Here is a 12,833-nt window from a genome sequence, read left to right on the forward strand (position 1 = left end):
ACGGCGTGACCGGCGTCTCCGCGTGGGCCGTGGGAGAAGCATGGAGGCGACGCCGGGGACCCCCGGGCGGCATGGCCGGATGTGACCCCAGCCATGCTCGCCGGCGAGGTGGGGTGGTGCGAAGGTGGCGATCCGCGGCGCACGGTGTTTCGTGGTCGCGCGCCGGGCGAGACCCCCTGGTGAGCGGACCGCGGTGCGGCTACGCCCCGCCGTGCCCGCTGGCCACGACACCGTCCGCGAGGGCGCCCGCGGTGACCGAGGCGCCGGTCGTGGCCGGGCTGCCGGGCGTACCGGGGCCGGTGGCGGCGCTGAGTGTCGCGGCCGCGCCCGCGGCGCCCGGCTCGGGCTCGGCGAGCGCGATGTCGATGTCGCCGGAGGGCTGGCGGTGAATGGCGGGATTTCGATTCATGCCGGACTCCGGGTGCTCGACGGCGTCTCGAAGATGTGTCCTGTATGGTGCGTCACCGGACACGCGTCGCTTGGGCGACGATACGGACGGTACGCCCTTGGGCCGCCACACGCAGCCTGTACCTGATTGACCTGATGTGACTACTGCTTGGTGCGCCACCTGCCGCCTCCGACGGCCCCCGCGCGCAATGACCGACGATCATTACTTAGGCTTTGTGTGTGCCTCGTAGAGCCAAGATTGTCTGTACCCTCGGCCCGGCAACCAGCTCGCCGGAGAACGTCCGGGCCCTCATCGACGCGGGAATGGACATCGCCCGCCTGAACTTCTCCCATGGAACGCACGAACAGCACGCCGCGGTCTACGCCCGGGTGCGCGAGGCGGCGGAGGCCGCCGGGCGCAACGTCGGCATCCTCGCCGACCTCCAGGGCCCGAAGATCCGGCTGGGCACCTTCGCCGACGGCAAGGTCACCCTCACCCCCGGTCAGCGGTTCACCATCACCGTGCGCGACGTGCCCGGCGACGCCGAGCAGGTCGGCACGACCTACTCCGACCTACCGGCGGACGTCTCCGCCGGTGACCGCATCCTCGTGGATGACGGCCGGCTCGTCCTGCAGATCGAGGGCGTCACCGAGACCGACGTCCACACCATCGTGATCATCGGTGGCCCGGTCAGCAACCACAAGGGGATGAACATCCCCGGCGCCGCCCTGACGGTGCCCGCGATGAGCGACAAGGACGGCGAGGACCTGCGGTTCGCCCTCCAGCTCGGGGTCGACATGATCGCGCTGTCGTTCGTGCGCAGCGCCGCCGACATCAAGTCCGTCCATGCGATCATGGACGAGGTCGGTATCCGCCTCCCCGTCCACGCCAAGATCGAGAAGCCGCAGGCCGTCGAGGCCCTCGACGGCATCATCGAGGCCTTCGACGGCCTGATGATCGCCCGCGGTGACCTCGGCGTCGAACTGCCCCTCGAGGACGTCCCGCTGGTGCAGAAGCGGGCCGTCAGCCAGGCGCGGGAGCGGGCCAAGCCCGTCATCGTCGCCACCCAGGTGCTCGAGTCGATGGTCAGCGCGCCGCGGCCGACCCGCGCCGAGGCCAGCGACTGCGCCAACGCCGTCCTCGACGGCGCCGACGCGATCATGCTGTCCGCGGAGACCAGTGTCGGGGCCTACCCGATCGAGTCGGTCGCCACGATGGCGCGGATCATCGAGACCGCCGAGGCGGACCTGGGGCGCATCCCGCTGCTGCGCACCGAGCCGCGCACGCTCGGCGGGGCGCTCGCCCAGGCGGCCGCGTCCGTCGGTAACGCCGTCGGCGCGCGGTACCTCGTCGCGCACACCCTGTCGGGGGACACCGCCCGCCGGCTCGCCCGCTACCGCAGCGAGGTCCCGGTCCTCGCCTTCACCCCCATCCCCGCCGTGCGCAACCAGATGGCGCTGTTCTGGGGAGTGGAGACCTTCGTGGTTCCGTTCGCCGAGAACACCGACGAGATGGTCCGTCAGGTGGACACCGCGCTGCTCCAGATCGGCCGCTGCCGGCCGGGTGAGCTCGTCGTCGTCGTCGCCGGTACCCCGCCGGGTGTGGCCGGGATGACCAACACGATGCGCGTGCACCGGATCGGTGAGGTGATCTGACGGGTGCCCTGACCCGATACACCCGTTCCGTCCCCCGTCGGGCGGCTGTCATGATGTGACCTGTCGCATCCGCTGCCTGAGCCGGTGTTCCGCCCGCGGCGGATCGCGCCCCGCGGGGATTGGTGGCGTCCCCCGTTGGGAGGGGACGCCACACGCCAGGTGGACATCAGGGAGTGGTCGGATGGTGGCACAGGGGTCGGAACCGGACGCTCAGCAGTCGACCGAGCGGTCGACACCGGCCGCAGGCGGCAGCGGGGGTGGCGGATCGCCCAGCCCCCGCTCCGGCCAGGACGCGCGACCGACCCCGGCAGGACCGCCCGAGTCGCGACCCGCCGAGCCACGGCAGGCGCAACGGCGCCCGGACCAGTCACCGCCGGCCCAACCACAGCCGGTCCGCTCCCAGCCGGTTCAGCCACGATCGGGCGAGCTGCGGTCAGGCGAGCCGCCGCGGTCCCGGGGCGTACCGCCCCGCGTCGCGGCGCCACGCTCGACCCCACCGCCCGCTCCCGCTGCGCCGTCGCCGACCAGGTCGTCGCCCGCGCCCGCGGCATCCACACCGGCACCGACCGGGGCGCCTGGGACGGCACGCGCCGGTGGGGCGGCCGCCGCTGGGACGCCCCACCGGGGAACGCCGGGATCAGCCGACCCGCGCCAGCAGGCGTCGGCCGCTCCAGCGGCAGCATCGCCTCCCGCGGCGGCATCGTCCCGCGCAGCGCCGCCGGCTCAGTCAGCGCCGCCGGTCCGGTCAGCGCCGCCTGCCAGACCGGTAGGACCTGCCCGGTCAGCGGCATCGTCCGCGGCGCCTATCCCGTCCGCGGCGCCCCCGCCGCCAGCGGCACCCCCCGCACCGGCAACATCTTCGGCGCCAGCGCCCTCGTCGGCGTCAGCATCATCCCCACCAGCGGCGCCATCCCGACCAGCGGCGTCCTCGTCGCCGCCAGCAGGGTCGCCGCCAGCGATGCCATCCTCGGCGCCGGTCGGCTCGCCGGGGCAGGGTGGCCATCCGCCGTCGCGGAGCCCGGTGCAACCGGCCGCGGCCGGTTCGGCGGGGGCCGCGGTGAAGGGAGCGGATCGGACCTCCGACTCCGCGCACTCGACACCGCCACGGGCGAGCGCGGGAGACCCCCGCTCCATAGAGCAGCGAGGTATGCCGATCCGCTCGCGGCCCGCTGGTAGCGCGGCCTCCGCGGCCTCCGCGGGCTCCGGAACCCCGTCGCTGCGCATCCGTCCGGCCGCGGCCGCCCCCGGGCAGGCGGCTTCACCGGTGTCGCCCGCGGCGCGGGCCACGCCTGGAAGCCCCGCCTCTGCGCCGCCATCCGCTTCCGCCCACCGCCCATCCGCTTCCGCCAGCCGGCCACCCGCTGCCGCCAACCGCCCGGCCGCACCGGCCACGCCGCCCGCACCGGCGATGCCGGGCTCCGCGGGCAGATCCGCCTCGTCCGGCGCACCTGCCGCGCGGGCCACACCGTCCGGCTTCGCGTCGGCGTTGGCCGGGTCCGCCTCGCCCGTGACGCCGGCGTCGGCCGGTGGTTCACCGAGTCCGGCGCCGCCGACGGGTCGCTCCGTCCCGGGGACACCCGGTTCCGCGGAACCGTCCCCCGCGTCGGCGGTGCACCCCGCATCTTCGGTGCACCCCGGGGAGGCGGTGCAGCCGGGGCCGCAGGGGAGGTCGGCCGGTCCGGCGTCGCCGGGGGGACGGGCGGTTCCCGGTCGGGATACTCCTGTCACACCCGGTACCGCGCGGCCGGATACCGGGTCGGCGCCGGCCGCCACGGGGACGCGGGCCGTCAACACCAGGGTGGACGAGCGGAGCCGGGCACGGCCCGTCTGGTTCGATCATGATGTCTCGTTGCCCGGCACCACGCCGGCCAGTGCGCTGGCCGGGCCCGCGTCGCCAGGGCAGCGCTCCGGCGGCGAGCAGTCACAGGTCGACTGGTTCGGCGCGCGCCCGGGGGAGGCCCCTCAGGCCGCCCCGAGCGGCCCCGCGGTCGCCGACCAGCAGACGGTCAGCCACCGGCGGACCGAGCAGCCGTCGCTGGACCCACCGACCATGCAGGTGGCGCTACGCCGGGATCCGGCGCCGACGCCGGCCGCGGACGCCCCTTCGACGTCGGCGCTGCGATCCGCGGAGCCCGTCCGGTCAGTGGAGACCACCCTGGCCTCGCCTGTGGCCGATCCCCGGAGCCCGGCGCGGGAAGCGGCTCGGGTGCTCGCCCGCGAGCCTCGCTCGGACACCGCCCAGCCCGCCGGTGGCGCGGATCCCACCGAGGGGCGACGACCATCCAGTTCGGCTCGGGACCACCGGGAGACAGCTCGCGACCGGGACGGGGCTCGTGACCCGGATGGGGCTCGCGACCGAGACGGTGCGCGCGCGCCGCGGCCCGCCGGCTCGACGGCGACAGCGACAGCGACAGCGACGGTGACGGTGCCCGAGCCGGCGGCGAAGTCGGTTCCGGCCACGGCGCCCGAGCCGGTGGCGACCGCCGCGGAGCCCGCGTCGGCGGTGTCGACGCCGGTGCGGGTTCGGCCGGTGGCGGCGTTGGCGGTGCTGGTGGGGGCGATCGGTGCGGGCGCCGGCAGCGTGATGCCGTGGAGTTCGCTGTCCGACGGTGAGCAGGTCCGCCAGTTCAGCGGGGTCGAGGTGGGCGACGGCCGGGTCGTGCTGGTGCTGGCCGTGGGACTGGCCGCGGTGGCGCTCTCCCGGCTGGCCTACCGGCCGTTCGGCGCTGGCCTGGTCGACATCGTGTTCGTCCGGCTGAGCGCGGTGGCGACCGTGGTGCTGACCGGCCTGGACCGGATGTACGGGCCGCCGACGCTGGCGTCCTTCCGGGCGGTCTCGGCCGATGCGATCATCATCGCCCCGCGCAGCGGCCTCACGCTCGCCTGGTGTCGGGGGTCCTGGCGCTGGCCGGTAGCGCGGCGCTGCAGGTTCGTCCCCCCGGGGCGGACCGGGGCGGACGGCGGGAAGTCCGCCCGTTCGTGACGAGCCGGCCGGTGCCGGTGCGATCGTCGGTGCGGCGTGGTACTACCGTCAGGGGTGGTCGCGAGGCTCCCCGTCGGCGTCGTCGGACGGTGGTGGGTGGTGACCGATCAGCCGCGTAGCCCCTGGGCACGCCCCACGGCGCCCGCGCACATCGACCAGCCTGGGCGTCCAGCGTCGGTGGCCGATACACCCGAGGGTGGTGGGGATCGCGCCGCCCAGGTGGCGGCGGACCTACGCGCATGGCGAGCCAGGGCAGCGGCGACCGCCGATCCGGTCTGGGCGCGTGACGGCGCGGCCGAGACACGCGGGCCCGACTGGGAGAACGTGGCGACTCCGCTGATCGCGGCCCCCTGGGAGCTGCCCACCACCGGGGAGGATGGCTCCGACGTGCCGTCGGCGGCCACCGAACGGCTTGGCGGGACCCGGCCGGCCGCGCGCCGTCGGGGCCTGCTGGCTGGGCCGGTGGCGATGGGGGCCGGCCTGGGGGTGATCGTCGCGTCCGGGATGAGCTGGGCGACGGTGCGGGCCTACGGGTTCATCGAGTTCTCGCTGCGGGGCACCGATCCGGGCCAGCATGGGCGGCTGACCGTCGTCCTCGGGATTCTCGCCGTGCTCGCGGGGCTGCTGCTCACCGGCCGCCGCGCGCAGTGGGGTCGGCTACTGGCCAGTGTGGCGGGGCTGATGGTGGTTGTCACGGCGATCATCGACCTGACCCGGTTGGGCGGGTCCGGTCCGTTCGAGGACTCCGGGTTGGACGCGAGTGTCACGGTCGGGCCCGGGGTATGGCTGGTGCTGGCCTGTGGGCTGCTGGTGGCCGCCGCGGGCATCGCCAAACCCCGCGCGTACCGCAGAAGTCCCCCATCAGGGGGACACCCGGTAGCGGGAATGTGGGGTCATGACAGCAACCATGACCATCAGGCTCGATAAACGAGGTCAAGGGCGCACGGGGGGAACGGCCAGGCGCGGTCGGGGGACACGCCGGGTTCGTTCAGCCTTTGACCCCAACACGCGCCCTCCCGTTCTGCGGGGGGTAGCGCGCGGGCGCGTACCGGGCACGGGGATCCGGTATGCGTCAGCCGATGGGCGCTGGCATGGGGGTGCCAGCGCCCATTCGACTTTCTGTCGCGTTGTCGGGCGACGGCCGGCCGGGGCGGCGGTCAGTCCTGGTCGAGGTGGCCGTCCTCGATGGCGCGCTTGCGAAGGTCGATCTTGGTTCCGGCGTCTCGGCCCACGCGGCGGTACTTCTGACGCACCCGGTCGATGTACTGCTTGGCGGTCTCCGCGGAGACCCCCATCCGGCGGGCGACGGTCTTGAGCGGCATACCGGTCGCGTACAGCCGCAGCGCCTCGGCCTCCTTGGGCGACAGCGTCGGGCGGTCCGGTGAGTCGTCGGTGAGCAGCAGGAACGCCAGCTGCGGGGAGACCCATCCGCTGCCCGAGGCCGCGGCCCGGATCGCCGTGGCCAGCCCCTGGACGTCATCGGTCTTCGGGACATAGCCGCAGGCACCCGCGTGCATCGCCGAGCGCACGGTCGCCGCGGTGGCCGCGGCGCTGAACACGATGACCGCACGCTCGCCGGTCAGCAGCCGGCGGATGTTGTCCGGAGGTCGGGTGCCATCACCCAGATCAAGGTCGAGCAGGATGACCTGGGCCCGCGCGCCCGGCCCGTCCAGCAGGGCGTTGATGGACGGGGCCGTGCCGACAAGGTCGAGTCCCTCGACACCCTGGAGCAGATCGGCGAGTCCGTGCAGCACGATCGGGTGATCGTCTACCGCGGCAATGGTAATGGTGTCAGCAACTGGCGTGCCGTCCTCTGAGCTCATGCTGATCCAGTCGATCATCCCGGCCGAGCGACCGGACGGCGGACCCGCCGCCGGCAGCTTTGGGCGTCTGTGCCCGCAGGGTGGGAACGTGGGGGCGCTCCCGCGTCGCACGGACGGTCGGGGCCCATCCGTGCAACGCCCACTATTTCAGCAGATCCCTACCGGACGTCACCTGTCGGTACGCGTTTGCGTAACGGGATCGAACCTCGGGCCGCCCCGCGGCGCGTTCGGCGGGAACTCAGGCGACGAGGGCGGCCAGGGCCTCGGCCAGACGCTCGAAGTCGCTCGCGGTGTTGTAGCTGTGGGCGCTGGCACGCAGCAGTGGGCCCCGCAGCTCACGCGCGTGGACCGTGGGAATGGCGCTGGTGAGCACGCCGTGTTCGCGCAACAGCCGGTCGCGCACGGCGAACGGGTCCAGGCCCGGCGGTGGCCGCAACGTGATGATGGCGCTGGCGGTGTCGGCCGGCTCACGGACCTGGAAGCCGCCGGCGCCGGCCAGAATCCGCCGACCCTGCGCGGCCAGCGCCGCCACCTGCGCGAACACCTGGTGCGGTCCGGCGCCGACGAGGTCGGCGAGCGCCGCCGCGAGGCCGATGTGGGCCGTCACCGACGCTTCGCCGACGCTGATCCGCGCGATGCCGGGCAGCGGACGTGGTCCCGTGTCGGCCACGCTGTCGGCGCTGTACAGGCTGGGCACGCCGATACCGAGCCGGTCGGCCAACCCCGGGCGCAGCGCGATGAAACCGGCTCCCCGCGGGCCGCGCAGCCATTTACGGGACGTCCCGACATACGCGTCGGCGCCGATGCCGGTGGTGTCGAGCTGACCGGCGGACTGGGCGACGTCGACGACGAGCCCCACCCCGGCCGCGGCGCACCGCAGGCCCAGCGCGGCGGCCGGCTGCACGATTCCCCGCTGGCTGGGTACCTGCGGGAAGACGACCAGGTCGAGATGCTCAAGACCGCCGCCGCCACCGACGCCGCGCCCGCCCGCGGTGACGGCGGGCAGGCCGTCACGGTCGAGGGCGTCGAGGTCGATGATGCCGTCCGCGTCCACCGGCAGGTCGTGCAGGGTGGCGCCGATCCGGGCGGCGAGCGAGGCCAGCAGCAGCTGGTTGGAGCCGTACTCGCTGGGCACCACCCCGATCCGCGCGCCGGCGCGCAACGGCCAGGCGTGCAGCAGCGTGGCGAACGCGTCGCTGGCACTGTGCCCGAACACCACATCCTCGGCCCGCGGGCCGGGACCGAGCAGGTCGGCGAGGGTCGCCCGGGCGGTCCGCAGGACGCCCCCGGCCGCGGCCTGCGCGGTGTACGCCCCCAGCCGGCCCTTCTCGGCCAGAAACGCCGTCTGCGCGGCGACGGTCGCCGGGCTCATCCGCGCCGCCCCGGCCGCATCCAGATGGACGACCTGTCCGCCGGTCACCGCGTGCCGCCGATCACCGCGAACCGCCGGTCAGCTGGCGTGGTCCGGGACGACCTTGGCGACGATGTGTTCGGCGATCGCCAGGGAGGCGGTGGCACCGGGCGACGGGGCGTTGCGCACATGGACGACCCGGTCGGTGTGGGCGAGCACGAAGTCGTCGACGAGGCTGCCGTCGCGGGCGACGGCCTGGGCCCGCACCCCGGCCGGGCCGCGCACGACGTCGTCGCTGCGCAGATCGGGGACGTAGCGGCGGGCCTCGGCGACGAACGCCCGCTTGCTGACGGTGTGCAGGACCTCCTTCGCCCCGGTCTTCCAGTGGGTGCGGGCCATCTTGTGGAAGCCGGGCCAGCCCAGGGTGCGACGCAGGTCGGCGGCGTTGAGCGTGGCCACGGTGTAGCCCTCGCGGGCGGTCGCGAGCACCGCGTTCGGGCCGACGAGGACCTCACCGTCGATGCGCTTGGTCAGGTGGATGCCCAGGAACGGGTAGCGCGGGTCCGGCACCGGGTAGATCAGGCCGCGGACCAGGTCGCGGCGCTGCGGGCGCAGCAGCCAGTAGTCGCCGCGAAATGGGACGATCTGCGGCGACGGGTCCTCGCCGGTCAGCGTCGCGACCAGATCGGACTGCAGGCCCGCGCAGGTGACAAGCAGGTCGAACGGGCCGATCCGCTCGGTGGCCTGCGACACCCGTCCGCTGTCGTGCGCGGCGGTCGCCCGGGTGCCGTTGGGCCGGGACCGGGCCGAGGCCCGCACCGTGAGGGTCAGGTGCACGCCGTCGGGCCGCTCGTCGACGCCGACCACCTCGGCGCCGGTGCGCACCGCCCCGCCCGCGGCGACGATCTCGGTGCGCAGCGCCCGCGCGACCCCGACGTAGTCGACGATCGCGGTGGTGGGGGAGTGCAGGGCGGCGACGCCGCGGGCGTGCGGTTCGATCGCGCGCAGGCCGGCGGCGTCCAGCATCCGGGTGCCCGGCACACCGTTGGCCGCCGCGCGCCGCTCGATCTCGGCGAGCCGCTCGAGTTCGCTGTCGTCCACCGCGACGACGATCTTTCCGCACTCGGAGTAACGGACGTCGTGCGCCGCGCAGAACTCCCGCAGCAGACCGACGCCACGCCGGCACAGCGTCGCCTTCAGCGAACCGGGGACGTAGTACAGCCCGGCGTGCACGACACCGCTGTTGCGCCCGGTCTGGTGACGGGCGACATCCGGCTCCTTCTCGAACACGGTCACCGTGGCCTCGGGCTCGACCTGCCCGAGTCGCCGGGCGACCGCGAGCCCCAGAATGCCGCCACCGATCACCGCGATACGCCGCGTCACGCCTGTCCCCTCACCCTCACCTCACCCACACCCGACGCGCCGACGCTACCGTGACCGTCAGCCGAAGAAGTGGCCGGGCGGGTCGGCCCGGTCGGTGCGCGAACGCGGCACGCCGCGCAGCGCGTCGGTGAGGGTGCGCGCGGTGTTGACCAGCGGCACATGGCTGAACGCCTGCGGGAAGTTGCCGGTCATCCGACCCAGCCGCGGGTCGTACTCCTCGGCGAGCAGACCCACGTCGTTGCGCAGCGACAGCAGCCGTTCGAACAGCTCCTGCGCCTCCTCCACGCGGCCCGACAACGCGTAGTTGTCGGCGAGCCAGAACGTGCAGGCGAGGAACGCCCCCTCGCCGGCGGGCAGACCGTCGACGGCACCGTCCTCGGCGGTCGGGTAGCGCAGCACGAACCCGTCCTCCATCAGTTCGCGTTCGATCGAGGCGACCGTGCCGACCACCCGCGGGTCGGTCGCCGGCAGGAAGCCGACCAGTGGCATGTAGAGCAGCGCCGCGTCCAGTTCCCGGGAGCCGTAGAACTGGGTGAACGTGCCGCGGTCGTGGTCGAAACCGCGGGCGCACACCTCGGTGTGGATCTCGTCGCGCAGCGCCGACCAGCGTTCGACCGGGCCGGGCAGCCCCGACTCGACGATGCCCCGCACCGCCCGGTCGGCGGCGACCCAGGCCATCACCTTGGAGTGCACGAAGTGCCGCCGCGGCCCGCGGACCTCCCAGATGCCCTCGTCGGTCTTGCGCCAGCCGGTCTCGAGGAAGTCCATCAGCTTGGTCTGCAACGGCCAGGAGTCGTCGCCGTGGGCGGGGGCGCCGCCGAGACCCGACAGCGGCGCACCGTCGACGCTGACCAGGCCGCTGACGCCGGGACGGCGCCCGGCGACGGCCACCCGGGCGACGTGCAGCGCGTCGAGGACCTCGCCGTAGACGTCGAGCTGGAACTGGTCGACGGCGGCGTTGCCGACCCGCACCGGCGAGGACTGCTCGTAGCCGGGCAGCCACGGCACCTCGTATTCGGGCAGCCGGCGCTCACCGGCGACGCCGTACATGATCTGCACCCGGGACGGGTCGCCGGCGACCGCGCGCAGCAGCCACTCCCGCCACGCGGTCGCCTCGCTGGTGAACCCGGCGTCGAGCAGGGCGAGCAGGGTGATCGTGGCGTCGCGCAGCCAGCAGTAGCGGTAGTCCCAGTTGCGCACCCCGCCGATGTGCTCGGGCAGCGAGGTGGTGACGGCGGCGACGATGCCACCGGTCGGCGCGTACGTCAGCGCCTTCAGTGTGATCAGCGAGCGGCGCACCGCGGGCTGCCACTGGCCGTCGTAGGTGCAGCCGGCCATCCAGTCCGACCACCATGCCTCGGTGAGGGTGATCATGCGGCGGACGTCCTGCGCCGGCGGGGTGGCCTGATGCGAGGGGGTCCAGGTCAGCGAGAACGGCACCGACTGGCCGGCGGCCACGCCGAACTCGGCGTAGGTGGCCATGTCGTGCCCCTCCATCGGGGCGGTGGTGCGCAGCGTGATGGCGTCGGGCCCGGCGACCGCGGCGATCGTGTGCTCGTCCACCCGGCGCACCCACGGCACGATCGAGCCATAGTCGAAGCGGAACCGGGTCTCCGAGCGCATCCGCACCGAACCCTCGAGGCACTCCACCAGACGCAGCACGGTGTGGCTGCCGGCGTGCGGGAACATCGCGTCCACGATGCGCACCGTGCCGGACGCCGTCGTCAGGTCGGTCTCCAGCACCAGGGTGTCGCCCCGGTAGCGGCGGCTGACCCCCAGCACCGGTTCGACCGGCGCGATCTGCCAGTGCCCGTGGTCAGGGTCGCCCAGCAGCGCCGAGAAGCAGGCCGGCGAGTCGAACCGTGGCAGGCACAGCCAGTCGATCGAACCATTGCGCGACACCAGCGCGGCCGAATGGGTGTCGCCTATCAGCGCGTAGTCCTCGATCAGGGATGGCACGGCCGGTTCCTCGCTCATGTGGGCGCGATCGGTGGGGCATGATCGACGGTGTGGGTGGCTGCACAAAGGCGTTCACCATACGAAGAGCGCCGGGCGGCTACGTTGGGGGTCTGGATTTCAGCGTGGTCCGGTCGTCATCCGGACCACATTTCTTTCCCCCGCGTGACAGGAATCACATCGTGGCCGTATCGTCGCCGAGCGCCGTCGGGCGCGCCTGGCAGTACGTGTGGGACCCGCAGCGTCGCCTGGCCGCGGTGGGTGTGGCCCTCGCCGCCATCGGCCTGATCGCGTTCGGGGTGTACGCGTCGGTGAGTGGCCCGCCGCCGTTGCAGGAGGCGGTGGTGTACTTCGACACCGACGCGACGAAGGCGCAGAAGGACGCCGTGCGCGCCGCCTGCCCCACCGTCGGCAAGGCCCTCCAGGAGCCGCCGGACCGCAACAACCTCGCGACCAGCCGCGTCTACCCGCTGCGCTACAACGTCAGCGAGGCCACCACCGAGGACCGGGCCGCCCTCTACGCCTGCGTCTACCGCCAGCCCGGTGTCAGGGGCGTGAACCAGGAGACCCAGGGGCAGTAGCCGCCCCGCCGGCCCGCTCCTGATGCCCGTCCCGCTCCTGTCGCTCGGTGTGCTCGCGGCGTTCGAGGAGCTCGGCCGGTGTGGGCTGACCGTGTTCGCGGGCCTGGTGGGCCTGCCACAGGCTGACGACCATCGTGGCGAGCACGACCAGGCCGCTGAAGATGATGCTGCCGCCCGTCCACGGCCCGGACGCGGGCAGGCCGTCGTCGAGGGCCCACCAGATGCCCGCGGCGACCATCCCGAGGCCGAACAGGATCGTGAACACCGAGTACAGCGGCCGCCCGGCGGCCTGATCGGCGAGGTCGGCGGCCTTGGTGCGCGCCTGCTCGAAGCGGCTGCGCGCCCACTCGTACTCCAGGCTGAGGATGAAGAACCCCAGCGCGACCACGAGGAACCCCGGCCCGGGCAGCACGAGCATCGCGATGCCCACGCCGAGCACGGCCACACCCAGCACGGTCACGGCGATCCGGCGCAGCAGCCGGGCACTTCCGGAAAACACCTCGGGTGACTCCCTGTCGGACAGCGGACCGGACGGCCCGTCCTGGACCTACCAACGCAGGACGGCCCGCAATCGTGGCACTGATCTCGTCGCACCGGCACCGCGCTGACCTGGGCCGTCCGCGCCGCTGTCGGGTCAGGTGGGCAGCCTCCGATGCCACATGGGGGACAGCGCCGGACGATCCGCGCGAACTATGTGCGCGCTCCGGTCGTTG

The 12,833-nt window shown here is 73.7% G+C and carries 11 protein-coding genes; 4 read left to right on the top strand and 7 right to left on the bottom strand.

What is annotated here, in order from left to right:
* Positions 1-199: 199 nt before the first annotated feature.
* A complete protein-coding gene (locus G6R24_RS11830; RefSeq protein WP_163549306.1) occupies positions 200-409 on the bottom strand; it encodes a hypothetical protein in 210 nt (69 codons plus the stop codon).
* A gap of 218 nt (positions 410-627) precedes the next feature.
* Between G6R24_RS11830 and pyk the strand changes: the two genes are divergently transcribed.
* Positions 628-2,043, top strand: coding sequence for a pyruvate kinase (pyk, locus tag G6R24_RS11835; RefSeq protein WP_163549307.1), 1,416 nt, complete (start codon positions 628-630; stop codon positions 2,041-2,043).
* Positions 2,044-2,766: 723 nt separating this feature from the next.
* Here pyk and G6R24_RS11840 read toward each other — a convergent pair.
* Positions 2,767-3,771, bottom strand: coding sequence for a hypothetical protein (locus G6R24_RS11840; RefSeq protein ID WP_163549308.1), 1,005 nt, complete (start codon positions 3,769-3,771; stop codon positions 2,767-2,769).
* Positions 3,772-3,892: 121 nt separating this feature from the next.
* Here G6R24_RS11840 and G6R24_RS21650 point away from each other — a divergent pair, with 121 nt between their 5' ends.
* A complete protein-coding gene (locus G6R24_RS21650) occupies positions 3,893-5,026 on the top strand; it encodes a hypothetical protein (protein WP_192029121.1) in 1,134 nt (377 codons plus the stop codon).
* 99 nt (positions 5,027-5,125) lie between these two features.
* A complete protein-coding gene (locus G6R24_RS11855) occupies positions 5,126-5,953 on the top strand; it encodes a 34 kDa antigenic family protein (protein ID WP_163549310.1) in 828 nt (275 codons plus the stop codon).
* A 230-nt stretch (positions 5,954-6,183) separates the two neighbouring features.
* Here G6R24_RS11855 and G6R24_RS11860 read toward each other — a convergent pair whose 3' ends face one another.
* The 4 genes from G6R24_RS11860 to G6R24_RS11875 form a co-directional block, all read right to left on the bottom strand.
* Positions 6,184-6,849 carry a response regulator gene (locus G6R24_RS11860; protein WP_163549311.1) on the bottom strand — a complete coding sequence of 222 codons (666 nt, stop codon included), beginning with the start codon at positions 6,847-6,849 and terminating at the stop codon, positions 6,184-6,186.
* 238 nt (positions 6,850-7,087) lie between these two features.
* Positions 7,088-8,269: an aminotransferase class V-fold PLP-dependent enzyme gene (locus tag G6R24_RS11865; RefSeq protein ID WP_225438425.1), complete on the bottom strand. Its 1,182-nt coding sequence runs from the start codon at positions 8,267-8,269 to the stop codon at positions 7,088-7,090.
* Between the two features lie 30 nt (positions 8,270-8,299).
* Positions 8,300-9,583 (bottom strand): L-2-hydroxyglutarate oxidase, encoded by a 1,284-nt coding sequence (gene lhgO / locus G6R24_RS11870; protein ID WP_163549312.1) that lies wholly within the window; start codon positions 9,581-9,583, stop codon positions 8,300-8,302.
* Positions 9,584-9,640: 57 nt separating this feature from the next.
* A complete protein-coding gene (locus G6R24_RS11875) occupies positions 9,641-11,542 on the bottom strand; it encodes a glycoside hydrolase family 15 protein (protein WP_163549316.1) in 1,902 nt (633 codons plus the stop codon).
* Between the two features lie 179 nt (positions 11,543-11,721).
* Here G6R24_RS11875 and G6R24_RS11880 point away from each other — a divergent pair, with 179 nt between their 5' ends.
* Positions 11,722-12,120 (top strand): hypothetical protein, encoded by a 399-nt coding sequence (locus tag G6R24_RS11880; RefSeq protein ID WP_163549313.1) that lies wholly within the window; start codon positions 11,722-11,724, stop codon positions 12,118-12,120.
* Here G6R24_RS11880 and G6R24_RS11885 read toward each other — a convergent pair.
* Positions 12,086-12,619 (bottom strand): PGPGW domain-containing protein, encoded by a 534-nt coding sequence (locus tag G6R24_RS11885; RefSeq protein ID WP_163549314.1) that lies wholly within the window; start codon positions 12,617-12,619, stop codon positions 12,086-12,088. The genes G6R24_RS11880 and G6R24_RS11885 overlap by 35 nt on opposite strands.
* Between the last annotated feature and the right edge of the window lie 214 nt (positions 12,620-12,833).

The sequence above is a fragment of the Candidatus Frankia nodulisporulans genome (assembly GCF_902806475.1).
In the GTDB taxonomy this organism is placed as follows: Bacteria; Actinomycetota; Actinomycetes; order Frankiales; family Frankiaceae; genus Frankia; species Frankia umida.

Coding starts and splice junctions, on each gene's coding strand:
- G6R24_RS11830 (WP_163549306.1), bottom strand. CDS start 409: ATGAATCGAAATCCCGCCATTCACCGCCAGCCCTCCGGCGACATCGAC.
- G6R24_RS11860 (WP_163549311.1), bottom strand. CDS start 6,849: ATGAGCTCAGAGGACGGCACGCCAGTTGCTGACACCATTACCATTGCC.